Source organism: Pedobacter sp. NJ-S-72, from assembly GCF_053890575.1.
In genome coordinates this window covers 1,432,413-1,457,358 of the sequence record NZ_CM132681.1, presented here as the reverse complement: position 1 = coordinate 1,457,358, position 24,946 = coordinate 1,432,413, and the positions used below count along the sequence as shown (strand labels likewise).

Sequence of the window (24,946 nt, the reverse complement as noted above, 5' to 3'; positions counted from 1 at the left end):
TTTACATCTATACAAAAAATCTATTTTTATGAAAAACAAATTTCTATTACTCAGTACTGCCGTACTGTTCTGCCTGACCAGCTGTAAGAAAAATGCAGACAATTCTGTACCCGTAGACAATGACAAGAAAGTACAGGAATCAGGTTTACACACAGAGTTTGTCTGTGAAATGAAGCAGCCTGAACCAGGTGGCCCTACAACTGAATCCAATGGTCCATCCAACAAGCTTTGGACAAATGGAAGTACGATCAAAGTACGTTTTATTGGTGGGTCTGCATTGGTTCGTGAGAAAGTGAAACAGTAGTATGCTAAAAGCTGGGAAGCTTCTGCAAATGTGACTTTCTCTTTTGTTGCCGATAATGCTGCCGCCGATATTAAAGTAGGCTTTACAAGTGGGGCTGGGTCATGGTCTTATATTGGGACTACGTCTAAACAGTATTCTCCATCAATGAATTATGGCTGGTTTACTGATAATACAAGCGATACAGAATTCAGAAGAACTATTACACATGAATTTGGTCATGCTTTAGGGCTTAACCATGAGCAGTCTCACCCTGATGCCAATATTCCATGGAATACTCAGGCTGTATATGATTACTATATGGGCCCGCCTAACAACTGGTCTAAATCTCAAATTGATTTTAATGTACTTCGTGTTGAATCAAGGACTGGATTAAATTACACGGCCTATGATTCCTCGTCTATTATGCATTACGCTGTGCAGGCTCGTTTTACTACGAATAATACAACTATAGCAGCGAATAACACCACTATCTCGGCTAAGGATGTTTTATACATGAAAACTTATTATCCGGGAAGAAGCTAATCATTAATAAAATTAACAAGAAGGGGGTGCTTAATTAATGAGGGCACTGAAAAAGTCCTTTAGATTTAAAGGTTAAAAAGCGAGCAGAAAAACTAAGGTTTACTGCTCGCTTTTTTTTATCTTAAAGTTCGATTTAGAAATGCTTTTAGATGTTAGCTCAACAACAAGAACTTCAGTTCAGTTCCTTTTCGAGGTTATATGACCTGATCATTCCCAAGGACAATCTGCTTCGCAAGATCAGCGAACTGATAGATTTCACCTTTATCTACGAAGAACTGCTGGACAAATACTGTTCAAATAATGGGCGTATGTCGGAAAGTCCCGTGCGCATGTTCAAATACCTGTTGTTGAAAACAATCTATACTGTTTCGGACGTTGATGTGGTTGAGCGCTCGCGCTACGATATGTCCTTCAAATATTTCCTTGACATGGCTCCTGAGGATGAAGTTATCAATTCCAGTTCATTGACTAAGTTCCGAAAGTTCCGAAAGCTCCGTTTGAAGGATACAGATTTATTGAACCTGCTGATCGGAAAAACGGTCGCTATAGCCCTTGAAAAGGGTATTATTAAGTCCAGATCTATTATTGTTGATGCTACCCATTCTCTGTCCAGATCAAATCCATATTCCGTAGTTGAGGTGCTGAGAGAACGCTCAAAGTTGTTGCGAAAAGCGGTTTACAGTATAGATGAAGAGATGAAAGAGCGCATGCCGAAAAAGAACGATTCGGCTGAGCTGGAAAAGGAATTGGCTTACTGTAAGGAGCTTGAAAAGCTTATTGAATCAGATCATACATTAAGTTCAATTCCAGCGATCAAAGAGAAGTTAAATCTATTGAAAGAGACTGTGGAAGATACACAGGAAAACTATACGCTCTCTAAAGATACGGATGCCAGAACCGGTCATAAATCAGCTGACAGCAAATTCTTTGGCTACAAGACCCACCTGGCCATGACAGAGGAACGCATCATTACAGCTGCAGTGGTCACCTCTGGTGAAAAAGGTGATGGCCCTGAACTGCCAATGCTATTGGAAATAAGTCAGGATAATGGAATCGAGGTAGATACGATAATCGGTGATTCAGCTTATTCCGGTAAGGAAAACCTTATACTGAAAGACAACGACGATCAGAACATAAAGATAGTAGCAAAGCTGAACCCTTCAATAACCCAGGGGTTTAGAAAGGAAGAAGACAAGTTCGATTATAATAAAGATGCTGATATGTTTGTATGTCCCGCCGGACACATGGCCATCCGAAAAGCGCGGCAGGGGAAGAAGAATATTGGTCAAAATCAATCGTACACTTACTATTTTGACGTTGAAAAATGTAAGACCTGTCCATTAAAACAGGGGTGTTATAAACCTGGAGCTAAGGCAAAAACTTATGCAGTAACTATAAAATCAACCATACATCAGGAGCAACAAGCTTTCCAGCAAACAGATTACTTTAAAGAAAAGGCCAAACATCGATATAAAATCGAAGCGAAAAAAAGTGAGTTAAAAAATGTACATGGTTATGGACGGGCGACATCCTATGGCATTACAAATATGCAGATGCAGGGAGCAATCGCCATATTCACTGTTAATTTAAAGAGAATCATCAAATTAACCACCTAAGTCTGTAAAACCGAAAGGAAACGGGCTATCAGACCAGTTATCGCCCTTTTTTAGCGCCAGTTCATCCGCAGGTATTACTCACGATTCCATAGCCAATAAAAAAAAAAAGATTAAGTAAAAATCATGTTTTACTTAATCGCTTTAGAATGTTACCCATTAAAGAGGAACTTTTTCAGTGCCCTCTAATTAATTAGGCACCCTTTTTTGTTTTTGTATCATATGACTGTAATACAGCTTATTAATGTAAGTAAGGCGCATTATTTTTCTTTTCAATATATAATTATTCATTTTTTTTTACAAGAAATTGATAGATTATTCAAAAAACATTTTGTAATAGAAATAATATTCCTAAATTGCTGATACCTATACAACTAAATCTATTAAAATGAAAAACAAATTTCTTTGGATTAGCGCAGCAGCGCTTTTCTGCCTGACCAGCTGTAAAAAAAATGCTGAAAATTCAGCGCCGGTTGACAACAATCAAAAAGTGCAGGAAACTGGATTGCACACAGATTTTACCTGCCAAATGAAGGTGCCTGCGCATAATGGCCCTGCGACCGAGGCGAACGGCCCCGCAAATCAACTCTGGACAAATGGAAGTACAATTAAAGTCCGCTTTTCGGGAGGTTCAGCCTATGTCCGCAGTAAAGTAAAGCAGTATGCTAAAACCTGGGAAACTTCTGCAAATGTTACTTTTTCATTCGTTGCAGACAATGCAGCGGCTGATATTAAAATCGCATTCGCAAATGATGGTTCCTGGTCTTATGTGGGTAAGGAATCTAAAAATTACTCCCCTTCAATGAACTATGGCTGGTTTAATGACAACACCAGCGATACAGAGTTCAGAAGAACAGTTACGCATGAATTTGGCCACGCTTTAGGACTTAACCATGAGCAGTCTCACCCTGATGCTAATATTCCATGGAATACTCAGGCGGTGTATGATTACTATATGGGCCCACCTAACAACTGGTCTAAAGAAGACGTTGATTTCAATGTACTTGCTGTAGAATCAAGAACAGGCTTAAACTATACTGCTTATGATTCTTCATCTATTATGCATTATCCGGTTGAAGCCCGTTTTACTACAAATAATAAAACTATCGCAGCTAATAACACAACAATTTCTGCGAAAGATGTTTTATACATGAAAACTTACTACCCAGGTAGAAGTTAATCAGAAAAATGAGTTAATTTCTGAACTTTGTTATTTTTAAAAAAAAAGGGTGCAATTTGCACCCTTTTTTTGTTTCAGTCGTATATTAGCGGTGTTTTTCAGGAGCTGATTTCAATTCCTGTTTAAATCCGATTATATGTTAAGTTACGCTGCACGTTCTAAAATAATCTTCGCTTTTTTAATAACCTTAATTCTTGGAGGCTGTTCGTTACCAGAAATATACCCGCTAAACAACAGGTTTTATCTTCAGTTAGTGGATTGAAATATATTAACACCTATGTTTTGCCTCATAATCAGCAATTTAAAGGAACGACGGTAGGAGGGTTGTCTGCTATAGACTTTGATCCGGAAAACAACGGCTATTATATGATTTGTGATGACCGGTCAACTATAAATCCGGCAAGGTTTTATACTGCTAAAATTACATTGTCAGCTTCGGGAATTAGTAAAGTAACCATAACGGGGGTGAAAACCCTGTATCAGAAAGATGGTTCAGCTTATCCTAAATTGAGTGTTCATGCAACACGGACTACAGATCCGGAAGCCATGCGCTATAATGGTTTAACCAAACAACTGATCTGGACAAGTGAAGGGGAGCGGCTGATTAAAAACGGGGATACTACGCTGATTGATCCAACGATCAATATAATTTCTACCAATGGGAAGTATGCGGATACTATTCCGTTACCAGATAATCTTAGGATGCATGGTATAGAAAGCGGCCCCAGAAGAAATGGAGTTTTAGAGGGCCTTACTTTTGCCGACGATTTTAAAACTCTGTATGTCAATCTTGAAGAACCATTATATCAGGATGGGCCGCGTGCTGAATTTGTCAGAAATAAGGCTTTTATCAGGATTTATCAATTTGATTTAAAAACTAAATTGAATACTGCCCAATATGCTTATGAGTTAGAGCCGGTTGCTTTATCGCCTGATAAAGAAGGTGGTGAGTATAATAATGGAATTCCGGACATACTCTGGTTAGGTAATAATCGTATGCTGATCACAGAGCGTTCTTATTCGGCAGGGCGGGATGGTACTAATGTTAAAGTATTTCTGGCTGATTTGCAGGATGCTACTAATATTATGACCACAAAATCTTTAAAGGATAACCCTGCGGGTCATCCTGTGAAAAAGAAATTGCTGCTGAATATGGATGATCTGGGCATTTATATTGATAATATTGAAGGGGCCACTTTAGGGCCCCATTTTGCCAAACGGACATCAAACCGTGATATTTGTAGCGGATAATAACTTCTATAAGAAAGAACAAAGCCAGTTTATGCTGTTTGAGGTTATTCCTTAGTAAGTTCGTTGTTTCGGAAAATCAATGAACTTATTGTTCCGGAAAAGCTTTATGGTTTGATTTCAATATCATATTTGTCTAAAAGACCAGCTATTCCAGCCATTGAGAATTTTGCTTTTTTGATCCTGTTTAATTCCGGATCAATGGAGTAGTTATAGGCAGTTATAAAGTCAGTTTTTTCAAGAATTGTATTTTCGAAAGTAGCTCTTGTCAGATCGCAGTTATCAAAAACTGAACTGCTTAAATCTGCTTCTGTGAAATCTGCCTGATGAATTTTGGAGTCTTTAAAAGATGTCTTTTTCAACTTGGCCTGGTAAAAAGAGCAATGATCAAGCGTACAATTGTTAAATGAAACTGCTAAACCAAACTCATTGCAGTTCTCAAAAGATAGCCCCAGCAGCATTTTGCTGTTCTTGAACTTAACTTCTCTAAATGCTGTTTTTGTTAGTTTGGCTAAACTGAGGTTACAATCTGAAAATTCGCATTCCAGAAATACAAACCCGGAAAGGTCTGCATTGGAAAAATCGCAATTTTTGAAGGTGCAATACTCATATTCGCCCTTTTCTAATGGGTTTTGTGTAAAATCTATCTTGTCAAATGTTTCTTCTTCTATAAATACTTGTGCCATATTATTGATTTTTATTAAAATAACTCCATCTGATCAGGATCTACAAATTTTCCGGTAGAAATCTGTGTTCCAAAATTGCTTAAGGTAATTCCGAGCAAACGGATTTTTCTGTCTTCTGTTTCTACTTTTAACAGTAACTCTTTGGCAGCGGTAATAATTGAAGCATAATCTGCTACAGGATTAACAAAGGACTGGTTCCTGGTCAGTTGTTTAAAATCATCATACCTGAGCTTAAGCGTTATCGTTTTTCCTTTTAACCTGCTTTTTTCCAGTCTTCTGCGACTTTCTCTGCAATCTGTTCCAGCTCAGCGACTAGCTCTTCCATCGTAACCAGGTCTTTGCCAAAGGTATCTTCTACACTCAGGGACTTGGTTAAACGGTGTGGCTGCACAGGACGATCATCGATTCCCCTGACAATTTTATAATAGAATTTCCCTGTTTTACCGAATTTACGAACCAATTCCTGTTCCGATAGTTTTTTGAGGTCAGCTCCATTATACAGCCCCATTTTTTTCATTTTGTCTGCTGTTACCTTACCTACACCGAAAAACTTTTCCACGGGTAGCTTCTCCATAAAAGCGTTAATTTTAGAGGGGCCGATAAAAGTTAGTCCATCTGGCTTATTCATGTCTGAAGCGATCTTAGCCACAAATTTATTGCTGGACACCCCAGCTGAGGCGGAAAGGTTCAGCTCATTTTTAATCGCATCTTTAATTTGTTTTGCGATTTCCAGTGCAGAACCAATATTGAGTTTATCAGTAGTTACGTCTAAAAAGCTTCATCTAAAGAAAGTGGTTCGATCAGATCGGTATAACGGCTGAATATTTCTCTGATACTCACGGAAACGCTTTTGTAGGCATCAAATCTTGGCCATACAAATATAGCATGGGGGCAGAGTTGTATAGCTTTACGGGAAGACATTGCAGAGTGAATACCAAATTCACGTGCTTCATAGCTTGCTGTAGCGACTACGCCACGGCCATCAGGAGAGCCGCCAACCACCACTGGTTTGCCTTTGTATTCAGGAAAATCACGCTGTTCTACAGTCGCATAAAATGCATCCATATCAATGTGAATAATTTTTCGCTGAATAGTTTTCTCTACTGTAACTGACATCCTGATTTTTGGTTCTGTAAATCTCCCCATTATCTCCGGTTTTTTTGTCAAATTCTCCTTATATTTGAACAATATTAGGATTTTTATAATTATTGCTCTTTCAATATTTCTTCTTGCCTCAAGAGGGAAAAGGCTATAGTTTAATCTTGAATAATAATTATTTATTCCACAAATGCCCGAAAAACAGATTTTTCAAACCACAAAGAAAAGCAGATGGATTACTTTTCAATGGGTTACCAGAATGCTCCTTATAGTATTCATTATTGCTTCTGCATGCGTAGCTTATACGCTGCTTTCTAATCATTATCCTAATTTGCCTATCATCAATAGTACGGCTACTTTAAGCAAGAAACAGATTGAGGAAATTAAGAAATCGCAAACATATTCAGATTTTAAAATCTCTAAAAAGAGATTGCTGCACATACAAGAGCATCAAAAACTGAACCGGCTTAAACACCCTAATAATAAAGCCAGGATCAACGCTGGTTTTTATGTGAACTGGGACCCGCAGTCGCTAACTGATTTAAGAGATAATATTAAACACCTTGATATGGTGGTTACGGAGTCTTTCTTTATCAAAAATGGTGCAGATACTTTGATTGACCAGGTCAATGCAGAGGCCATGAAAGTGATCAATAAACATAAAAAAGTGGCCATAGCGATGGTCTCTAATTTTAGTGTAGATCGTTTTGATGGGAATGCAATCCATAAGTTACTTCAAAATAAACCCTTACAAAACAGGTTTATTAATAACCTGATTAAGTCTCTGAAAAAATACGGCTTTCATGGAGTAAATATTGATTTTGAAGAGATTAAAGAGAAGTCTGATGCACCACTGGCTGCATTTCAGAAAAATCTATATGATAAGTTACATGCTCAGAACCTGATTGTCACACAGGACATTTCTCCGGAAAATGACGATTATAATCTTCCCTTACTGGAAAAATATAATGATTACGTTTTTGTTATGGCTTATGATCAGCATAGTGAAAATAGTAATGCAGGTGATGTTTCTCACCAGCAATGGGTAGAAGAACAGCTGGATAAAATATGTGCAAAGATCTCTTCTGAAAAAGTGATTCTTGCATTAGCTTGTTATGGATATGACTGGCCTGATAAGGATGTCGGTAAAAATGTAACGTACCAGCAGGCTATTGCAAAACGCAAACAGGTATGGTGGTAAGATTAAATACGACCCGGTTTCAGCAAACCTGAACTATAATTATACAGATGAATCGGGCTTGCATCACCAGGTGTTTTTTACTGATGCTGCAACCAATTTTAACCTGATCAGAAAAGCAGATGACTGGGATGTTGCTGGTATAGCCATCTGGCGTATGGGGGCTGAAGATCCAAGATTATGGACGTTCATTTCTAAAGATTTGAGTATTGACTCAGTAAGAAAAAGCGGTGTAGACCTGAAAAAACTGACTCATATTGGTTTAAATGATAGAATAGATTACTCTGGAGAAGGTGAAGTACTGGATTTAGTTTCAGTACCTAAGCAAGGTAAAATCGATGTTCACCTGGATACAGTGAATTTTGTGATTGCCAATCAGACCTATGTCGATTTGCCAACAAAATACAGTATCCGCAGATATGGACATGCTGAGAAAAAAATAGTATTGACTTTTGATGATGGACCTGATCCGATTTATACGCCTCAGATCATTGATGTTTTACAGAAAGAAAAAGTTCCTGGCAGTTTTTTTGTTGTAGGAATTATGGCTGAGCAGAATATGGAACTGCTGCTAAGAGAGTTTAAACTAGGTTATGAGATTGGAAACCATACGTTTTTCCACCCTGATATGTCAAAAGTTGGGCCTGAACGTGTGAATTTTGAACTAAATGCGACTAGAAAACTGATTGAAGCTGTTACCGGGCATAGCACAATTTTATTCAGGCCTCCGTTTAATGCTGATGCTGAACCTTCTACTTCGGCGGAGATTTTACCGGTTGCGCAAAGCAGAGACCAGAACTATATTAATATAGGAGAATCTATTGACCCTCAGGACTGGCAGCCGGGAATTACTGCGGATGAGATTTTTAATGCAGTTGTTAAATATCAGGATAATGGAAATGTACTCTTACTGCATGATGCTGGTGGTAATCGTTCAGCAACTGTGGAAGCTTTGCCAAGAATTATCAAGTATTTCAAAGCTAAAGGGTATGAGTTTGTAACTATAGGAAACCTGATCGGAAAGAAAAAAGATGAATTGATGCCTCCGGTAAGTAAAGGTGGCAATAGCTTTATTACTTCTGGAAATACGCTTTTCCTGAATGTGTTCTCTTATGGGACCTTAATTCTGAACTATGTGTTTATCATGGCTATTATCCTGGCCATGCTAAGAAGCATTTTTATTGCTATCCTCGCTGTTAAGCAGAAAATGGCAGGTAAAAAAGATGCTTTACTCTTGTTAAAAGATCCTGATATGAAAGTGAGTATTATCATTCCTGCTTATAATGAGGAGGTAACGGTTGTACAAACTTTAAACAGTTTGCTGAAAACTACTTACAAGAATACAGAGTTCATTTTTGTGGATGATGGTTCTTCGGATCGTACAGTTGAACTGGTCAATGCGCATTTCAGCCATATGCCAAATATCAAAATATATACTAAGCCAAACGGGGGGAAAGCTTCTGCGTTAAACTTTGGTATTGCACTTTCTGAGACCGATTTCGTCATCTGTATTGATGCGGATACACAATTGAAAACTGATGCAATAACAGAACTGATGCGTTATTTCTATGAGGATGATATAGCAGCGGTAGCCGGTACAGTAAAGGTTGGTAATAAGATTAACCTGATTACAAACTGGCAGTCTATTGAGTATATTACAGCTCAGAATATGGACAGAAGGGCATTTGATATCCTGAATACGATTACTGTGGTACCGGGTGCGATTGGTGCTTTCAGGAAACAGGTGATACAGGAAGTAGGTGGTTTTACTACGGATACACTGGCCGAAGACTGTGATTTGACTATGCGTATTTTGAGAGCTGGTTACACGGTAAGAAACTGTGATACTGCGATTGCTTATACTGAGGCCCCTGAAACGGTAAATATGTTGTTGAAACAACGTCTGAGATGGAGTTTTGGTGTCATGCAGAGTTTCTGGAAAAACAGGAAAACAATCTTAAATAAAAAAAAATGTATGGTTATTTGGAATGGTGGGGATGCCTAATATCCTGATCTACCAGATTATCCTTCCATTGTTTTCGCCGCTGGCGGATTTCTTTATGGTACTTTCTATTATTACAGGTCTGTTCTCTTTATCTTCCGTAAATTCACTTACACTAGAGGGAATGGGTAGTCTGTTAAGTTTGGATAATGGATTTGGACAGGTATTCTTCTTCTATTGCATATTTATCCTGATAGATTTATTCTTTGCGGGAATAGCGTTCAGAATGGAGAAGGAGCCTTATAAGAAACTGATTTATATCATTCCTCAACGTTTTTACTGGAGACAGCTGATGTACCTGGTGTTGTTCAGATCAGTGCGTAAGGCATTAAAGGGTGAATTAGAAGGCTGGGGTGTTTTAAAACGTACCGGAAACGTAAAGGAACAGCCTTAACAACTGATATAGTCTAATAAAATATAATACATTAATATACACAATACGAAAGAATAATAATATGACTAACAATAACGCAAAACAAATATTTGCAGATTTTAATGAATTCTATTTAAAAGCTGTTGAGCCTTTAAAAAAAGCCAACCCAATCTTTGTAAGATTAGATGGAAAAACTAAAGGAGATACTCGTGTAATTTTCGCTTATTTCCTTTACCAGGAGAAAAAATGGAAAGTTAATGCTGATACACATATTGATAGATTGAAAATTGCTTTTGATCTTGGAGCTAAGGAAAATGACCCGTTTGAGATCAAAGCATTAAGAGATAACAGAGGTGAATACCTGGCCATTAAAGGTCAGCCTGTTAGAAATAGCAAAATTTATATTTACGCTGTTGAAGCTAAATAATATTTTATAAAAACGGCGGCCCGGTAAGAGATTACCGGGCCGCCGTTTTTTTGATAGCTGCTTGATTACCTGCCAGAGGTTTTCTTGAGTTCTATCACTGTGATTTCCGGCCAGATCCCTATTCTTCCTGAAAAGCCAAGGAAGCCAAAACCTCTGTTAATATTCAGGATTCTTTCGTTTTCGTTTTCTTTTATACCTGCCCAATGTGCGTAACGGTATTTAACCGGGCTCCATTTAATTCCAAATGCTTCCAGACCGAACTGCATGCCGTGGGTATGACCTGAAAGGGTAAGTTGTACTTTATTGCCGAAGACCTTAACTTGTTCTTCCCAGTGGCTTGGATCGTGTGATAATAAGATCTTAAAGTCAGAACTGACTGTGCCGCTTAAAGATCTTTTTAAATCGCCTCTTTCGCCAAAACCAAGCCCCCAGTTCTCTACACCAGCAAGGATGATCTTTTGATCATCTTTTTTAATCTCAACATGTGTATCTAAAAGTAATTTAAAGCCTAAATCTTTATGGTAAGCTTTTAACTGTTCAAGGTTTTTTACTTTCTCACTATCATTTTCCCATTTGATATAATCACCATAATCGTGGTTGCCTAAAATGGAAAACTGTCCATATGGGGCTTTAATTTGTGAAAAGTAACTGATCCAGGGTTTAATTTCTTCGGCTTTATTATTGACCAGGTCACCTGTAAATACAAATAAATCGGCCTTTTGCTGATTGATTAATGTGATGCCTCTTTGTACCGCCGATGGATTATTGAAACTGCCAGCATGGACATCGGAAATCTGTGCCAGTTTAAATCCGTCAAATTTGTCTGGCAGGTCATCGAAATAAAGTGTATGGTTAATTACTTTGTAGTTGTACTTTCCGAAAATCATTCCATAAACAAAAAGGAAAATAGTTAACAGAAACATCAAAAAAGAGACTTCTACCCAGTAAACATTTCTTCCCGTTCCTGTAAATATTCTTGGAACATCGCCTATAAGCAAGAAAATTGACAGGACAACTTCAGCGGCAAAAAGTGTAAGCAGGAGGTGGCTTGAAATCTTAAAAAACCAGTCCATCCCATGTTTGTTCATTCTTCTGATCGCTAAAAAAAGTGATCCGATAGCAGCCAGGATAAACAAGCAGAATAAAGGGGTAGTGAAACTTGAAGCGCTTAAAATTAATAATAATCCTGAAAGAACGTACCAGTTTAACAGGAATATAACGACTGCAAAAAGTATAATGGGAAGGAGATTGATTTTTCTTTTCATAATGTGCGATAAATATAAATAATTATTAATCAACCGAATGTCATTAACGAGTCTGGTTGTGGTCTGGTTGCCATTTATGTTGGAAGGGGGTTGGAAGGGCGATTCGCCCTTCCAACCCCCTTCCAACATAAATGCCTTACACATGTTAAACCTTATTCAAAACTATGCATAGCCAGAAATGATATGGTTGGTTAACTGGATTCTTTTTGGAGAATTGATATCTTAGACGAATTATAACCTGTTTGAATGTTTAAGATACTAGTTTTCCTTTTATTGATTCTGCGTGCAGCGCCTGCAACTGATTATGATCTGGCGAAAATAATGACAGGGCTATCGGCCAGACAGAAGACCGTTTTGTATCAATATGGCACTTTACATACCTATAGTGATACTGCAACAGCAAATAGTTATTGGACTAAACATCATACGGAATTAAATAAGCTGACTAAAGAACAGGCAAATATCTTGTCTGCTGATTTATTAGCTAATACGGAATTGGTTTACGATATTAAACAACCTTCGCGTCTGCAAGCATTAATGGGAATATTTACGGCATCCCGTCTTTTAATGGGAGCAGCGGCTTTAATTGCAGTAGGGGCATTACTAGCTCTTTTAAAGCGTTTCTGGTATAGAATATACGATCTGGCAGTTAAGTATCTGACCCCGGTATTCCGGGTGCTCTTTTCACCTAAGATCCTTAGGGTTCTGTTGTTGTTAATTGCATTAATTGCACTTATCTGGGGAATAGGAGTAAAGGATCTGATGTTCCGTACAATAACTTTACAGCTTGGCCTTGTTTTACTCTGGACACAGTTAACAGCGATGACTACAAGTAGAAGCTTTCATAAATTATACTGGAGTGCTTTTAGTAATAATTTCAGGGACTTCAGTACGAAAGAGATTTTGCTGAAGGTAACTAACTATGCCTCATTGACTACTGTATTGGCAATGGGATGGTTAATCTATCAATGTGAAGATTCATGGTACCCTTTTGAAATAACGGTACTGGCATTAATTACATTATATTCATTTCCTCCAATAAACTGGCTTTTACCCCGGTTGGGTAGATTATTCATACCTTTCCCTACTAAGTACCAGAACAAAAATGTCGTATTAGCTTCTTATATTGTTCTGACAATATTATTGTGGGCTGCTCTGTTATTTATACCTGTGATACCGGTACCGCCTTTAGTGACAATTACTCTGTTGCTGATATTTTTATTGCTTTGCTTTTCAGTTGATGACTTTTTCTCAGGTAATAGTGGCGTTAAAAATTATATATGGGTGCAGCTGATTACAATTGTATATCTGTGCGCCTGTGTACTTGCAGGTAGTAAACTAGGGATTAATCTGATTAGCTGGTCTGGTTTGGGCGGGCTATTTCTTTATGTACTAATTAAATATTGGGAGATTCCATCTTTACTGGGCTGGAATTGGGAGCATAGGAAAATTCCTGGAATTTTAGGCATGGCTTTGCTGATATGGGGAATTGCAGAATTGATGAACTTTTTTCCGGAATTTTTTATTATTTCCTGATCAGGAAAGACGGTCAATTTTCCTCTGAAATTTTTCTGCATATTTATTCCATATGGTTTCATTTTCCTGGTTGTCGTATAGTTTTTTGGCATAAAGATATACCTCTTCCCGAAAATGAAAGCCCCAGATTTCTTCTATATATTCAATCCCTGAGTCCAGTGCTTTAAGAAGTACTGTGATTTTTGATACGTTAGCAATTTCACAATATTTATCTAACCATAATCCACGGCCTAATTTTACATAGTCTATTAAAAGCTCTTCTGTCATAAATTGAGGTGGGACATCTGACATTTCAGACTCGTTATAATGAATGATTTCTTTGATCAGCATTTTGTCCAGATAGGCGGAAGGTATGGATGATATATTGGTTTGATGTCTGGCGGCCAGCAAACAAAAAGATCCTTAGTAATCAAATGTTCTGGAATATGTTTGAGGTTTGTACCAGATTTTTGTATGACCTGTTCACACAAAACAGGGCTTATGAAACTTTCGGGAAAATAAGAGAAGCAATAAGCGCCATATTTCTCATAAGCTTTTTCAAAGAAGTGTTGTGTTATAAATTCTTCTGGAATACGATTTAAATTATTCCAGTAATTATATATTTTTTTTGTAACCAGTAGGCTTCATCTTTATGAGGCAATTGTGTTGCTGTGGATAATACATACTCGCCATCATTCAGGTCGAAGATCAGATCTTCAAACGTAGGAGTGGGGTTGTCTAAAAGTTTGGTCAGCTTAACAGCACATTGCCAGTCTTCGCCAGTTTCTTCATCTGTGTAACATGCGTTTTCAGGAGGACATTCACCAGTTTTATCATTGTAATAAAATAAGCCGGACTTATATTGATTAACCTCCGTATAATGATCATTGATTATCAGTATCGGAGAGGTTACAGTCCATCACACTTAAAATATCCATGGTTATAATGACTAATGAACACTTCTTCGGTATTGATATCTCCTTTAACATAAATAACAGATCCGCCAGCTACTAAGCTCTGACAGGTAATTTGACCTGATACATATAGAAACGCACCGTAATCTCCCTCTTCGTTAATGATACACCCCTTTACAGAGAGGTTCCCCAAAATCACTAAACCTTCTATACGTTCATCTGAATTCTGAAGCTGCAAGCCGGGAAATTGTTTGATCCATTTTTTATCATTGCCGGACCAGCCCAGATCAATGTCAAGTCTTAAATGGGTTTTAAAACCGGCATCGCCATTACAGACCAGGAAAACTGATTCGTCTTCAAATTCTTCATGCTGATTTGGGAATATGGCTTCCCAGGATTTGTTAAAACTCTCAATAGCTAAAAGTTCTTTGAATGTTGTAAAATGGAAGTTATTCATTTTCGTCTTGCCGGTTACCCAGAATCTGATTTTTTAAAAGTTTGGTATTGAGTCTTTATTTCTTTTTAAGTTTCGATTGTTTCATTCGTACGCGTCTTTCTGTGGCGATACTATAGAGTAAATCGAATTTTGATGAGATATGATTGACTCTTTCGATTTGATCGGTCATGGTTATCTTTGAAGATGATTCAAGACTGTCTATTTTTTCTGTAAGACTTTTTTCAAGGGCAATAGCTTTACGGTAATCAGTACTATCAGAATCGTCGTCTTCCATGACAATAGCCTCGTATTTTTTAAGCAAATGATAACATGTATCAATTTCGGTATCTCCCGGAGACAGAATTGGGTGTATAGTAATAATTTTCTCTGATGGTTTAGGATTACACGCACTGAGAAATATGAAGGATAAAATTGTAAGAAAAATGGGTTTCGGCATATTATGTCAGTTTAATAAAGAAAATCAGGCTTTTGACCGGATAGCGACTATTTCTTCGACCAGTTTGGGATAACGTTTTTGAAATCCGGCTCCTTGTTCAATGTCCCCGGTTCATTTTTCTTCTGCATCGTCGTAGTGTATCACATTTGGGAATAATTCAGAAACAGCGTCACGGATGATATCAGCATCATCATTTTCATGATTTATACTATAGGCTTCATCTGCTGCATAAAGTAAGCCTTCTGCCCAGCAATCACCAATATAAAAATCAATATCAGTTGATAAGAATGTATTGATGTCTGTTTTTAATCCTTCGAAAAATTCTTTCCCTTTTAATAGCAACCAGCATCTGAAATAAATAAATCCATCACCAGAGATGGAACTGTCAAAGGAAATAACACCATTTTCGTTTTTAAAATCATTCTCTAGAATAACACCGAGCTCAGCAATTTCTGCGGTATAGAGTTCGTGCAACTTTTCCTGTAAGCATTTTTCAAATAAAATAAGTCTTTGCTTTCCGCTCTTTGAGAGTAATTCTGTTAGATTTTCTATATGTTCATCAGTATCATATTCCTGCCAGTTTGTAGTTCTATACTTATTTGACTTTTTTTATTGACTCCCAAAAGAATAGCTCAGAAATTTCGTCTTCTGAAAGTTCTGTTTTATCTGGAATATCATCGTCTTCACTCAATTCAACATAACCTGATTTAGTTTTTTGCCCAATTAGCTTTTGTGTTTCAGTTTTACATTCAGTTTCTGAGTCAAACTCTTTAATGAGTTCACGGCCTTTGGTTCCCACCTTTCCAAAGGTTATAGTTTGAGTTTTATTTTCTGCGGTTATATTCCAAAATTTATTGGAGGCATTGTCTTGATTTATAAATCTTCTGGTCATAACTTATTAAATAGGTTCTTCGTCAAAAAAAATATTTTTTCTATAATTATATTTGCCTTTTATGATATTGCTAATATATAAAAATTAACATATTTCTATTCATGCCTTTGCTGGAAAGAAAATGCAATATTATATTATGGAAAGAATAATTTTTATAATCTTTTCAGCATTGGCATACACCATAAAGTGTCCGCCTCCATTGATTATATATATCAGGCAGGCTTAATGGTATATTTAATTGGCAGTATATTATCTGCTGTGCCGTGAATATGAGTCAGGTTCAATAGTCTTTCTGTATTTCTCCATAACCGCTGATGAAATATATCTTCTTGCACATTTTGAACGATACTGGGTATAAATGGAAATTTCTGTGAATCTACAAAAAAATCAGTTGACAGTATGGGTGACGGTAAACCTATCTGGAGGGGATTCCTACTAATGAAAGTAATGCTGAAAGAAAAGCCAGTATAGCAGCATAAGTACGAATATGATGCAGCGTATTCCACTTCACTTCAAATTTCTGTCTCAATGACAACAATTCCGCTGGTGACGCTTTCTCTATATCAAATTGATTTAAAATATTATTCAACGGTACGTTGCCAAAAACAGTAACTCCAAAAACTGCAATTGCATAGATCAGTGTTGCAGCAAGTAAGAAATAGAAAGAGTTTGATAAACCTGAATTGTAATTCAACCATGTTGCAAGGGGTAACAGCAACAGACTCCCCCATAAAACTTATAAAGAAATAAGGATTTAGAATTTCCCGGTTGATGGATTGAAATGCACTGAGAAAGCTTTTGTCGGGCAAAGCTCCCAAACCTCTGATTACTGAGCAATCATAACCGTAAAATAATCCAGCAACTAATCCTGTAAGCAGAATAGCCACAATTTGAGTTAAAGCGTTAATAGACATAATGTCCTGGTTTTAATTTGGTTATATAAAGTTAAAAGAAATTTTATTGTGAGTATTGTACAAAACCGACAAACGAACACTTTCTATTTACCTATGTTTGCCCTTTGTTGAACTGATCCGGATTTATAAAATGAAGAAAGCACTATTGATAATTGCCGTTTTTATTACTTACAATACCTATGCGCAAAAAACAGATCTGCAGCAGATTTCTATTCAAAATAAACCTTCAGAGAATGCTGCAAAACAAGCGGTGTACCTGGGGTTTGAGTTAATGAATCCTGATGCTGCCGGTTATTTCCCACTGCAATTATTTGATCTTAAAGGGGTGAAAAAGATGAAAATAACAAGTAACGAAAATGAATTGTTTAAAGACTTTGTTATTGAGTTTAATAGTAAAGGACAATTAGCTAATGTTGCTGGCAGGAGAGACTCTTTAATCATAACATACAAAAACAACGTGCCTTTTAAATTCGTCAATAAATCGCAGTCTCTTGAATTTCATTATTCCGGGGATACGGTCATTTTAACCGACAATAAGATATTAGCAGTATATACTTTAACAGGGGATTTTTTGCTGAACACAAAAACTTCTGCGCTTTCAGAAAATAACCAGAAAATTGAAAATCAGATTTTAAACAGTGCAAGATTAGTTAAACTATCCGGTGATAGTATAAAGCTTGTTTCTGATCAGAATAATGAACCGCGTTACACTGCAAGCTCTTCACACTGGACTTTACCATTTACCAGGGAATATAGTATTATTGATACTCAAAATACCTATAAAATTAAGGATGTGTATTACAATGACAGCAGGGGAGATCTGATTCTGGATAAAACTCTTAATCAAGAAGACAAAGTTCAATTGGTTTATAAAATGAAAGACGGCAGACCAGTAAATATCTCTAATACCAGGCAGTTTTTGTCTGAGGATGGAGTATCCGTAAGAAAATCTAATTCAGGTACTGAAATCGTTAAAATTAGTTATGAATATTTTTAAAGGAATAGCATTCATGTTATTTATAAACTGTGGCGTTATTGCACAGGTAAAGAATACTAAGTCAAAGGGAAGTGCAGCGATGTATCTTGCTTTTGACATTGCCACTAAAGAACGTTTTGTATTTCCAATTCAATTCTTTAAGCTCAATAAAGTGAAAAAAATCCTGGCAAGTAATGTTAAAGATCCTGACAATGACTTTGTTTTAGAGTTTAATCATAAGGGACAATGGACTGGTCTGGGGACTAAAGGAGATAACTTATCAGTGAAATATAAGAATGATATGCCGGCTGGTTTTACTAATAATAACATGGCATGGCAGGATGCTCGATTTTTATTATTCCGGAGACACGGCAGTAGTTAAAGCTGAGACCAGGACCTGGCAATATGCCCTTGTTGGAAATATGTTCCTGGATAAAAAATCATATCCGTATGAAACCATCATTTACAGCAGTACACAAACCGAAATGAATAGGAATAAAGGCAAAGTTGATACAGGGAATGTGGAGAGAGCCGGATCCTTTTATGATAAAGCCGGAAACCTGGTTATGAATATAACTGAAAATGGTTTTACTACGAATCGCGTTTTTAAAATGAAAAATGGTCTTCCTGTAAGTATGACTACAAGATGGATAGGCAGAGAAATGAAAGGGATTCCGGAAGCGAAGCCAGAAATTACCCGTTTCAGCTATACCTATTTTCAGTAACCTTATGTGGTTGGCCAATGTTATCAGATAAGAAAATCGTTGGTTTTTACCCATCCAGGAAACAATCTGGCGTAAGTTCTTTTAGTGCCAAGGTGCCTTAACATGGATGAGGATTAGTTCGGGAGGAAATAGATAAATAACGCTGTAATTTAGCGTTATTTATCTATACTAGTTTACATCCATTTAGAGGCGAAACGATAAAATTCATGTCTCAGCTCATTGAACAGTCTTTCTTCTGTGAGATAGTCTTCATGTAAGTTGTGATTATCAGATATAGTGATTTTCTCTACTGAACCATCAAATTCGCTTATCTGATCTTTGATATTGTTGTTATTCTCGTGAATACTGCTCTTCAACTCATCAATAGCATTTTTGTGTATGATAAATTCATCCTGAAAATGTTCAACCTGCTCAGCCACTTCTTTATTGGTGTTGTCGGCAAGGATTTCTTCCAAACGTTCCTGTAGAATTACAAGCTCCTGAGCGTAAAAGTCAAGGCCCCTTAAGGAGTCGCTATGTAAATTCGTGATATGTTTAATACTTAGCTGTTTCATCTATTTATCTATTTTATGTTTTTGTAAGATGGAGCCTTTGATGATTAAAATAATTATTGCCCTGCGTGCTTAATAATCATTTTAATCATGTCGGTTTCATAGCTCTAATATATCCATAATTTCAGTTACGGTTTGTTGATTCAAACTAATCTTTCATATGCTGATTTATGGCTGACATTCAAGGTTTAAGCGGAAAAACAATATTGATTAACTGATCAACTTCTTTTTTAACCGCAATAGCAAAAGAACAGATGAAATACTCAGACCAATCAAAAATCCGATCCAAATCCCGGTAGGGCCGAGACCCAGTTTAAAACCAAGAAAGTAGCCAACTGGCAAACCAATAACCCAATAAGCTATTGCAATTAAGCCGGTAGGGATATTGACATCCTTTATCCCTCTTAATAAGCCTGCTGTTATGGTTTGTATGGCATCTGGAATTTGAAATATTGCCGCATATAAAATTAACAAGCCTGCTAGTGACAGGACCTGTTTATCCTCCGTAAATAACAAGGGAATAAATTGTCTGACTAGCAAAAGAACCGCCGCACAGAAGGTCCCGAACGCTAATGCAGTCAATAATGTCCCTTTTCCAATGGTAAAACCCTTTTTCCAGTTTAGCCCTCCATAGGCATTGCTGATCCTGATAGATCCGGCTTCTGCCAATCCTGTGAAAAATATAAATGTAAAAGAAACACAGCTTATGGCTATTTGATGTGCTGCCAGTTGCATTGCGCCCATAGTTCCAATCAAAATTGCAGAAACAGCGAAAGCACCGAATTCCATTCCTATCTGAAGACCACAGGGGATACCTATGGTCAGCAGCTCTTTGATGGTGCTCCATTTAACCACCCATTGTTTCTTTCTAATGGCTATATAGCGTCTATAGAAAGGATTGTAACAGATGACTAAGCCCATTGCCAGAAAAACAATAATGCGTGTCATAAAAGTACCCCATGCAGCTCCCATTAATTCCAGACGGGGGAAACCCAGGTTTCCAAGTATTAAGAGCCAATTGAAAAATACATTTAAGGGCAAAGCCATCAATGATATGATCATAGCAGCAGTACGTGTTTTTTCTAATCCGTCAGTAAATTGTTGAAGACCAATAAACAGCAACATTGGAATAGTGGAATAGCACATTACACGCATAAATGGGATTGCTAAAGTAACAACATCTTTATCCTGACCCAGGTGCGGCAAAATACCACTGCTCAATTCTAATCCGGCACATATAACTATGCTTGTGAACAGGCATAGCATAAAACCATTGAATAAATAATGGGATATTTTCGCACCATCGTGACTTCCATTCGCATTGGATACGGTCTGCGCAATTGACATCGCTATGCCAATACCTATAATGAATGGGATGTTAATAACGTTCATGACTAAAGATGCGGCTGCAAGGTGCTTGTAACTAAGCTCCCCAACCATGGCCATATCTATAATGTGTAATACTATTTGTGAAAGTTCACCGATAATAAGTGGTATGGCCAGTTTTATTGTTTTCTGGGTTTCCATTTGTATTGTATTGATTCTGGCGAATGTCTTCAATAAGATTATAAGATTTTGAAGAATTGACTGAACCGGCAAAAATGGATGCTGAACGGAGGATTGGTTAAAAACGAAAAGCCCGGCAGATATTCTGCCGGACTTTTACTATTGGGTGTGTTGTTGCATTCTGGTTAGCGATAAAAAGATCTTCGGATGATCTCATATCTACATATATGACTGTAGTATTTTCAAAAGGTTTAATTACTTCTAAAAATAAATTACAGCGTTATTCAATGATTTGTTCTTTATCAAAGACATAATCTCGGCAAGATTGGTATTTCAATGAGCAACAGGCCTTTGAATAGCATTGTGTTTACAATTGTTAACTTTAAGATGAACAAAAATAACATAAATTTAATTTGTTTTCTCGTAATTCGTTAATTACATTTGAGTATGGATATATTTAACAGAGAAAAATACGACTTGGTATTTAGCAGCGGGTTAGTAGCCAACAACGCTGTACTAGACAGTGAATCGCGTACTGTGATTAATAAATACATCGCATTTCTGCGAGAAATTAGTAACCGAGAATCCAGATACTAAAGTGGATGATCTTTGTGATTCTGCAAGAACCGGGTTCCGCTATCTTAAAAAATATGGAGAAATACCTGTTGTAAATACACTATAATTTGAAAATAGGTTAAAATCATCATTGGTTTTTCATTTATATTTTGATCTTTGGCAGCAAATCAAAAATAATGAATAAAGCTATTTTTTTAGACCGTGATGGAGTCCTTAACCATGAGATGAATGATTACATCTGCAGAGTAGAAGATTTTGAAGTACTGGAATATCAGATTCCTCCTTTAAAAAGATTATTTGATGAAGGATATCTTTTGGTAATTATTACCAATCAGGGTGGAATTGCATTGAATCGTTACACTGAAGATACACTGGCGGATATGCACGAGATCCTGTTCAATAAATTTGAAGAGCAGGGTGCTGAAATTATTCATGCTTATTATTGTCCGCATCATCCGACTGTAAATGGTGAATGTGAATGTGAATGCCGCAACCTAAATCTGGTATGTTGCTTGAAGCAATTGCTGAATACGATATCGATCCATCTTTATCAGTAATGATAGGTGATAAACCAAGAGATGTAGAAGCCGCTAACGGAGCAGGGGTAAAGGGTATTTTAATTGCACCTGATGAACAAATAGATTATGATAAAGTAAAGGCAGTTCTGGAAGGAAACTAGTCATCAAATAATGAAAAAACAGTGTGTAAAGTAGATTTTCACACTGTTTTTTGTTTAAATAGCTCGTTGTTTTTAATGGATAGCCGGGTAATCAATATAACCGCAGTCACCCCCTGTATAATAGGTACGCTCATCTCCAATGGCTAATGGTGTATTATACCGGAATCTTTCCACCAAATCCGGATTCGCAATAAAAGGTCTGCCAAAAGCAATAAGATCGGCCATTCCGGTCTGCAATATGGCTTCGCCAGATTCGGCAGTAAATCCCCCGGCTAATATTAACAGGTTATGGAAGCGTTTACGTACGTCCTGATATATTCGATTGGTATGGGTGGGTTTCCTCCCGCAGACTGATCGGAAAGATGGATGTACAGTATGCCCATTTGCTGTAATGCATCGGTTATATACTGGTGAGTGGCAGTTTCTTCAGCATATGCTGGAAGATCATTCAGGGTAGCAAAAGGTGAAAGCCTTATTCCTGCACGTTCCTTGCCTATAGCTGATGTAACCCCTTCCATTATTTCCAGCAGAAAGCGGCTGCGATTAGCAATGCTGCCTCCATAACGATCTGTTCTGTGGTTTGTATGAGGATGAAGGAATTGTTCGGGTAAAAACCCGTGAGCTCCATGTATTTCTACACCATCAAAACCGATTTCAATTGCACTGATAGCTGCTTGTATATGCGCATCAATAAGGTTTTGTGCGCCTGCCGTGGTTAGTTCCAGGGGTGCTGGCATAGGTACACCTGGATTTAGAGGTATACGTATAGTTTCGTTTGCTCTCAGCGTAGATGGGGCTACAAGCATAGCCCGTCCCTCATGGTTCAGTGGATGTCCGATACGACCTGAATGAACCAGTTGAATAAAGATTTTTCCATCCTTTGCATGTACTTCGTCAACTACCTTTTTCCAGGCAGCTTTCTGTTTGATATTATAAATACCGGGGGCATTCAAATATCCGATGCCATTGGACGCGACTGCACTATTTTCAGCTATAATCAAACCGGCACCAGCCCTTTGTGCGTAATATATAGGCGCAGAGTGACCTGGAATGCCATTTTCAGATCTTCTTCTGCTCATGGGCGCCATCACAACCCTATTTTTTAGTGTAATTGCAGAGCTGACTAATGGTGCTAGTAATTTTTCTTTTAAACTCATCATAAATTGTTTTTTCTACAGTCAAAATTACAGACAGTAGTCAGCGCAGAACAGTAACAAAGCAAGGTTTCTTTTGTAATTTTACTGGTCATGAACCACAAGCAATTATATCAGCCTTTTGAACTATATGTTTCAGATATGGAATGCTGGGATGAGCGTCCGCTCGTTTATCATTTCTTTGAGATTGTGCAAATCTTAGAGGGAACTGGCATGCGGACTACAAACAGCAATGATTTTGCTTACAAAAAAGGAAGCATATTTCTCTTCACACCACTGGATTGCAGGGGATTTGACATCAAAACTACCACTCGATTTTGTTCTATCCGTTTTTCTGAAGTTTTTCTCGGGCAGTTTAAAACTGTACAGGATAAGGATAGGATCACCCGTTGGCTTAAGCAGCTTGAGCATATCTTTTCGCATCATAACAGATTTCAGGAAGTATTGATTAAACAATCCGGGGATTGCAAGTTGATCACTTCGCTTATGGATAATATGATAACAGAATATGAATTTAAGCAACCTTATTATGAAGAGAATCTTCAGCATTTTGTGACGCTTATTTTGAATATTATTGCACGTAATGTGTCGGATAATAATCCGGCAGACAATTTTGCAATGACGACTACAGGTTTAGAATCAGAGCCATTAATCAACAGGATGCTGCTGCATATTGGTCAGCATATTAGTGCTCCTGAAAAATTAAGGGTTGAATATCTTGCTGCCCATTTTAATCTTTCTGCAAATTATGTGAGTGAGTATTTCAGAAAATTTACAGGAGAAAGTCTTCGGAATTATATTACGAATTACAAGATTCGCCTGGTACAGCAGCGTCTTACTTTCAGTACATTTACCATTAGCCAGATCGCTAATGAGTTGGGCTTTACTGATGAGAGCCATTTGAGCAGGCAGTTTAAAAAGTATAATGGGGTAGGTCCTGCTGAGTTTAGGAAAAAAGTGAAGCCAGGATATTAAAGGAATAATGCTATAAGCAGAAATGCCGGTTCAATTATCTTGAACCGGCATTTCTGCTTTCTAACCTTTTATATTTTTGAAAAGCTAAACTTAAGCTTTTGCTTCAGCTGCTTTTTTATGATCAGCAAGGAATGTAGCTAATCCACTATCTGTTAATGGGTGTTTTAATAAACCTAAAATAGCGATAATGGGCCGGTCATCACATCAGCACCTAATTTAGCACAGTTGATGATGTGTAATGGTCCACGGATAGAAGCTGCAAGAATTTCAGTTTCATAACCGTAGTTATCAAATATTAAACGAATATCTTCGATTAATTGTAAACCGTCAGTACCTATATCGTCTAAACGACCAAGGAAAGGAGATACGTAAGTAGCACCTGCTTTAGCAGCTAATAAAGCTTGCCCTGATGAAAAGATCAATGTACAGTTCGTTCTGATTCCTTTTGAAGAGAAATATTTGATGGCTTTAACACCGTCTTTAATCATTGGAACTTTAACTACGATCTTTGGATCAAGTTTGGCTAATGCTTCACCTTCTTTAATAATATTTTCAAAATCTGTAGAGATAACTTCAGCACTTACATCTCCGTCAACGATAGCACAAATTGCTTTGTAATGATCGATAACTTTTTGTTCGCCTGAAATACCTTCTTTAGCCATAAGGCTCGGATTGGTTGTTGTTACACCATCTAATACACCAAGATCTTGTGCTTCTTTGATTTGCTCAAGATTAGCTGTGTCAATGAAAAATTTCATGA

General features: G+C 37.3%; 26 protein-coding genes and 4 pseudogenes. 16 read left to right on the top strand and 14 right to left on the bottom strand.

Features of this window, described 5'->3' with window-relative positions; all coding sequences use genetic code 11:
• Positions 1-28 precede the first annotated feature (28 nt).
• From ACWYN3_RS09665 to ACWYN3_RS09645, 5 genes and pseudogenes are all read left to right on the top strand, one after another.
• Positions 29-304, top strand: coding sequence for a hypothetical protein (locus ACWYN3_RS09665; RefSeq protein ID WP_456220959.1), 276 nt, complete (start codon positions 29-31; stop codon positions 302-304).
• A gap of 18 nt (positions 305-322) precedes the next feature.
• A pseudogene (locus tag ACWYN3_RS09660) lies at positions 323-826 on the top strand (M12 family metallopeptidase); the annotation flags it as partial.
• Positions 827-975: 149 nt separating this feature from the next.
• Entirely contained in the window at positions 976-2,442 is a 1,467-nt protein-coding gene (locus ACWYN3_RS09655) for an IS1182 family transposase (protein ID WP_456220958.1), read from the top strand.
• A 385-nt stretch (positions 2,443-2,827) separates the two neighbouring features.
• Complete coding sequence (locus tag ACWYN3_RS09650; protein WP_456220957.1) at positions 2,828-3,619, top strand: M12 family metallopeptidase; 792 nt, start codon at positions 2,828-2,830, stop codon at positions 3,617-3,619.
• Between the two features lie 258 nt (positions 3,620-3,877).
• Entirely contained in the window at positions 3,878-4,870 is a 993-nt protein-coding gene (locus tag ACWYN3_RS09645; RefSeq protein ID WP_456220956.1) for an esterase-like activity of phytase family protein, read from the top strand.
• Positions 4,871-4,974: 104 nt separating this feature from the next.
• On the opposite strand, the gene ACWYN3_RS09640 is transcribed toward ACWYN3_RS09645, so the two are convergent.
• Entirely contained in the window at positions 4,975-5,553 is a 579-nt protein-coding gene (locus tag ACWYN3_RS09640; protein WP_456220955.1) for a pentapeptide repeat-containing protein, read from the bottom strand.
• Positions 5,554-5,567: 14 nt separating this feature from the next.
• Positions 5,568-6,618 (bottom strand): annotated as a pseudogene (gene dinB, locus ACWYN3_RS09635) (DNA polymerase IV).
• A gap of 223 nt (positions 6,619-6,841) precedes the next feature.
• Here dinB and ACWYN3_RS09630 point away from each other — a divergent pair.
• From ACWYN3_RS09630 to ACWYN3_RS09615, 4 genes are all read left to right on the top strand, one after another.
• Positions 6,842-7,852, top strand: a complete 1,011-nt coding sequence (locus ACWYN3_RS09630; RefSeq protein ID WP_456220954.1) for a glycosyl hydrolase family 18 protein — start codon at positions 6,842-6,844, stop codon at positions 7,850-7,852.
• Positions 7,824-9,854, top strand: coding sequence for a glycosyltransferase (locus tag ACWYN3_RS09625; protein ID WP_456220953.1), 2,031 nt, complete (start codon positions 7,824-7,826; stop codon positions 9,852-9,854). The genes ACWYN3_RS09630 and ACWYN3_RS09625 overlap by 29 nt, the downstream gene beginning before the upstream one ends.
• Positions 9,847-10,245, top strand: coding sequence for a hypothetical protein (locus tag ACWYN3_RS09620; protein ID WP_456220952.1), 399 nt, complete (start codon positions 9,847-9,849; stop codon positions 10,243-10,245). Before ACWYN3_RS09625 ends, ACWYN3_RS09620 begins: the two co-directional genes overlap by 8 nt.
• Positions 10,246-10,306: 61 nt before the next feature.
• Positions 10,307-10,651: a hypothetical protein gene (locus ACWYN3_RS09615; RefSeq protein ID WP_456220951.1), complete on the top strand. Its 345-nt coding sequence runs from the start codon at positions 10,307-10,309 to the stop codon at positions 10,649-10,651.
• Between the two features lie 65 nt (positions 10,652-10,716).
• Here the strand turns inward: ACWYN3_RS09615 and ACWYN3_RS09610 are convergent, their stop codons facing one another.
• Positions 10,717-11,916 carry a metallophosphoesterase gene (locus ACWYN3_RS09610; RefSeq protein ID WP_456220950.1) on the bottom strand — a complete coding sequence of 400 codons (1,200 nt, stop codon included), beginning with the start codon at positions 11,914-11,916 and terminating at the stop codon, positions 10,717-10,719.
• Between the two features lie 246 nt (positions 11,917-12,162).
• Between ACWYN3_RS09610 and ACWYN3_RS09605 the strand changes: the two genes are divergently transcribed.
• The gene (locus tag ACWYN3_RS09605) at positions 12,163-13,452 is read left to right on the top strand and encodes a hypothetical protein (protein ID WP_456220949.1); all 1,290 of its coding nucleotides are present in this window, start codon (positions 12,163-12,165) and stop codon (positions 13,450-13,452) included.
• On the opposite strand, the gene ACWYN3_RS09600 is transcribed toward ACWYN3_RS09605, so the two are convergent.
• The 6 genes and pseudogenes from ACWYN3_RS09600 to ACWYN3_RS09575 all read right to left on the bottom strand — a co-directional run bounded on the left by ACWYN3_RS09600 (position 13,453) and on the right by ACWYN3_RS09575 (position 16,848).
• A complete protein-coding gene (locus ACWYN3_RS09600) occupies positions 13,453-13,782 on the bottom strand; it encodes a hypothetical protein (protein WP_456220948.1) in 330 nt (109 codons plus the stop codon). It abuts the gene before it with no gap.
• A gap of 558 nt (positions 13,783-14,340) precedes the next feature.
• Positions 14,341-14,802, bottom strand: coding sequence for a hypothetical protein (locus ACWYN3_RS09595; RefSeq protein WP_456220947.1), 462 nt, complete (start codon positions 14,800-14,802; stop codon positions 14,341-14,343).
• Between the two features lie 55 nt (positions 14,803-14,857).
• Entirely contained in the window at positions 14,858-15,076 is a 219-nt protein-coding gene (locus tag ACWYN3_RS09590) for a hypothetical protein (RefSeq protein WP_456220946.1), read from the bottom strand.
• 273 nt (positions 15,077-15,349) lie between these two features.
• Positions 15,350-15,808: pseudogene (locus tag ACWYN3_RS09585) on the bottom strand (DUF4240 domain-containing protein); the annotation flags it as partial.
• 25 nt (positions 15,809-15,833) lie between these two features.
• A complete protein-coding gene (locus tag ACWYN3_RS09580; protein WP_456220945.1) occupies positions 15,834-16,130 on the bottom strand; it encodes a WGR domain-containing protein in 297 nt (98 codons plus the stop codon).
• Positions 16,131-16,545: 415 nt separating this feature from the next.
• The gene (locus ACWYN3_RS09575) at positions 16,546-16,848 is read right to left on the bottom strand and encodes an anthrone oxygenase family protein (RefSeq protein WP_456220944.1); all 303 of its coding nucleotides are present in this window, start codon (positions 16,846-16,848) and stop codon (positions 16,546-16,548) included.
• Between the two features lie 326 nt (positions 16,849-17,174).
• Here ACWYN3_RS09575 and ACWYN3_RS09570 point away from each other — a divergent pair, with 326 nt between their 5' ends.
• From ACWYN3_RS09570 to ACWYN3_RS09560, 3 genes are read left to right on the top strand one after another with little or no spacing between them, the layout of a single operon-like run.
• Complete coding sequence (locus tag ACWYN3_RS09570; RefSeq protein WP_456220943.1) at positions 17,175-18,041, top strand: hypothetical protein; 867 nt, start codon at positions 17,175-17,177, stop codon at positions 18,039-18,041.
• A complete protein-coding gene (locus ACWYN3_RS09565; protein WP_456220942.1) occupies positions 18,028-18,402 on the top strand; it encodes a hypothetical protein in 375 nt (124 codons plus the stop codon). Before ACWYN3_RS09570 ends, ACWYN3_RS09565 begins: the two co-directional genes overlap by 14 nt.
• Positions 18,362-18,745 (top strand): hypothetical protein, encoded by a 384-nt coding sequence (locus ACWYN3_RS09560; RefSeq protein ID WP_456220941.1) that lies wholly within the window; start codon positions 18,362-18,364, stop codon positions 18,743-18,745. The genes ACWYN3_RS09565 and ACWYN3_RS09560 overlap by 41 nt, the downstream gene beginning before the upstream one ends.
• Before the next feature lie 173 nt (positions 18,746-18,918).
• Here the strand turns inward: ACWYN3_RS09560 and ACWYN3_RS09555 are convergent, their stop codons facing one another.
• Both ACWYN3_RS09555 and ACWYN3_RS09550 read right to left on the bottom strand, forming a co-directional pair.
• A complete protein-coding gene (locus ACWYN3_RS09555; RefSeq protein ID WP_456220940.1) occupies positions 18,919-19,299 on the bottom strand; it encodes a hypothetical protein in 381 nt (126 codons plus the stop codon).
• A 207-nt stretch (positions 19,300-19,506) separates the two neighbouring features.
• Positions 19,507-20,823 carry an MATE family efflux transporter gene (locus ACWYN3_RS09550; RefSeq protein WP_456220939.1) on the bottom strand — a complete coding sequence of 439 codons (1,317 nt, stop codon included), beginning with the start codon at positions 20,821-20,823 and terminating at the stop codon, positions 19,507-19,509.
• Between the two features lie 731 nt (positions 20,824-21,554).
• Between ACWYN3_RS09550 and ACWYN3_RS09545 the strand changes: the two genes are divergently transcribed.
• Positions 21,555-21,935, top strand: a complete 381-nt coding sequence (locus ACWYN3_RS09545) for an HAD-IIIA family hydrolase (protein WP_456220938.1) — start codon at positions 21,555-21,557, stop codon at positions 21,933-21,935.
• Positions 21,863-22,057, top strand: a complete 195-nt coding sequence (locus ACWYN3_RS09540) for an HAD hydrolase-like protein (protein ID WP_456220937.1) — start codon at positions 21,863-21,865, stop codon at positions 22,055-22,057. Before ACWYN3_RS09545 ends, ACWYN3_RS09540 begins: the two co-directional genes overlap by 73 nt.
• Before the next feature lie 72 nt (positions 22,058-22,129).
• On the opposite strand, the gene ACWYN3_RS09535 is transcribed toward ACWYN3_RS09540, so the two are convergent.
• Positions 22,130-22,336, bottom strand: a complete 207-nt coding sequence (locus ACWYN3_RS09535; RefSeq protein WP_456222944.1) for an oxidoreductase — start codon at positions 22,334-22,336, stop codon at positions 22,130-22,132.
• Positions 22,336-23,217 carry an oxidoreductase gene (locus tag ACWYN3_RS09530; protein ID WP_456220936.1) on the bottom strand — a complete coding sequence of 294 codons (882 nt, stop codon included), beginning with the start codon at positions 23,215-23,217 and terminating at the stop codon, positions 22,336-22,338. The genes ACWYN3_RS09535 and ACWYN3_RS09530 overlap by 1 nt, the downstream gene beginning before the upstream one ends.
• Before the next feature lie 87 nt (positions 23,218-23,304).
• Between ACWYN3_RS09530 and ACWYN3_RS09525 the strand changes: the two genes are divergently transcribed.
• Positions 23,305-24,186 (top strand): AraC family transcriptional regulator, encoded by an 882-nt coding sequence (locus ACWYN3_RS09525; RefSeq protein WP_456220935.1) that lies wholly within the window; start codon positions 23,305-23,307, stop codon positions 24,184-24,186.
• Between the two features lie 90 nt (positions 24,187-24,276).
• On the opposite strand, the pseudogene fsa reads toward ACWYN3_RS09525, so the two are convergent.
• Positions 24,277-24,944, bottom strand: a pseudogene (gene fsa / locus ACWYN3_RS09520) (fructose-6-phosphate aldolase).
• Between the last annotated feature and the right edge of the window lie 2 nt (positions 24,945-24,946).

What these genes read in the sequence shown, in the direction of transcription:
- ACWYN3_RS09550 (WP_456220939.1), bottom strand. Translation starts at nt 20,823, where the DNA reads ATGGAAACCCAGAAAACAATAAAACTGGCCATACCACTTATTATCGGT.
- ACWYN3_RS09620 (WP_456220952.1), top strand. Translation starts at nt 9,847, where the DNA reads ATGCCTAATATCCTGATCTACCAGATTATCCTTCCATTGTTTTCGCCG.
- ACWYN3_RS09600 (WP_456220948.1), bottom strand. Translation starts at nt 13,782, where the DNA reads ATGCTGATCAAAGAAATCATTCATTATAACGAGTCTGAAATGTCAGAT.
- ACWYN3_RS09560 (WP_456220941.1), top strand. Translation starts at nt 18,362, where the DNA reads ATGCTCGATTTTTATTATTCCGGAGACACGGCAGTAGTTAAAGCTGAG.
- ACWYN3_RS09595 (WP_456220947.1), bottom strand. Translation starts at nt 14,802, where the DNA reads ATGAATAACTTCCATTTTACAACATTCAAAGAACTTTTAGCTATTGAG.
- ACWYN3_RS09665 (WP_456220959.1), top strand. Translation starts at nt 29, where the DNA reads ATGAAAAACAAATTTCTATTACTCAGTACTGCCGTACTGTTCTGCCTG.
- ACWYN3_RS09580 (WP_456220945.1), bottom strand. Translation starts at nt 16,130, where the DNA reads ATGACCAGAAGATTTATAAATCAAGACAATGCCTCCAATAAATTTTGG.
- ACWYN3_RS09545 (WP_456220938.1), top strand. Translation starts at nt 21,555, where the DNA reads ATGAATAAAGCTATTTTTTTAGACCGTGATGGAGTCCTTAACCATGAG.
- ACWYN3_RS09655 (WP_456220958.1), top strand. Translation starts at nt 976, where the DNA reads ATGTTAGCTCAACAACAAGAACTTCAGTTCAGTTCCTTTTCGAGGTTA.
- ACWYN3_RS09570 (WP_456220943.1), top strand. Translation starts at nt 17,175, where the DNA reads ATGAAGAAAGCACTATTGATAATTGCCGTTTTTATTACTTACAATACC.
- ACWYN3_RS09610 (WP_456220950.1), bottom strand. Translation starts at nt 11,916, where the DNA reads ATGAAAAGAAAAATCAATCTCCTTCCCATTATACTTTTTGCAGTCGTT.
- ACWYN3_RS09525 (WP_456220935.1), top strand. Translation starts at nt 23,305, where the DNA reads ATGAACCACAAGCAATTATATCAGCCTTTTGAACTATATGTTTCAGAT.
- ACWYN3_RS09605 (WP_456220949.1), top strand. Translation starts at nt 12,163, where the DNA reads ATGTTTAAGATACTAGTTTTCCTTTTATTGATTCTGCGTGCAGCGCCT.
- ACWYN3_RS09630 (WP_456220954.1), top strand. Translation starts at nt 6,842, where the DNA reads ATGCCCGAAAAACAGATTTTTCAAACCACAAAGAAAAGCAGATGGATT.
- ACWYN3_RS09615 (WP_456220951.1), top strand. Translation starts at nt 10,307, where the DNA reads ATGACTAACAATAACGCAAAACAAATATTTGCAGATTTTAATGAATTC.
- ACWYN3_RS09650 (WP_456220957.1), top strand. Translation starts at nt 2,828, where the DNA reads ATGAAAAACAAATTTCTTTGGATTAGCGCAGCAGCGCTTTTCTGCCTG.
- ACWYN3_RS09565 (WP_456220942.1), top strand. Translation starts at nt 18,028, where the DNA reads ATGAATATTTTTAAAGGAATAGCATTCATGTTATTTATAAACTGTGGC.
- ACWYN3_RS09555 (WP_456220940.1), bottom strand. Translation starts at nt 19,299, where the DNA reads ATGAAACAGCTAAGTATTAAACATATCACGAATTTACATAGCGACTCC.
- ACWYN3_RS09590 (WP_456220946.1), bottom strand. Translation starts at nt 15,076, where the DNA reads ATGGAAGACGACGATTCTGATAGTACTGATTACCGTAAAGCTATTGCC.
- ACWYN3_RS09640 (WP_456220955.1), bottom strand. Translation starts at nt 5,553, where the DNA reads ATGGCACAAGTATTTATAGAAGAAGAAACATTTGACAAGATAGATTTT.
- ACWYN3_RS09540 (WP_456220937.1), top strand. Translation starts at nt 21,863, where the DNA reads ATGCCGCAACCTAAATCTGGTATGTTGCTTGAAGCAATTGCTGAATAC.
- ACWYN3_RS09530 (WP_456220936.1), bottom strand. Translation starts at nt 23,217, where the DNA reads ATGATGAGTTTAAAAGAAAAATTACTAGCACCATTAGTCAGCTCTGCA.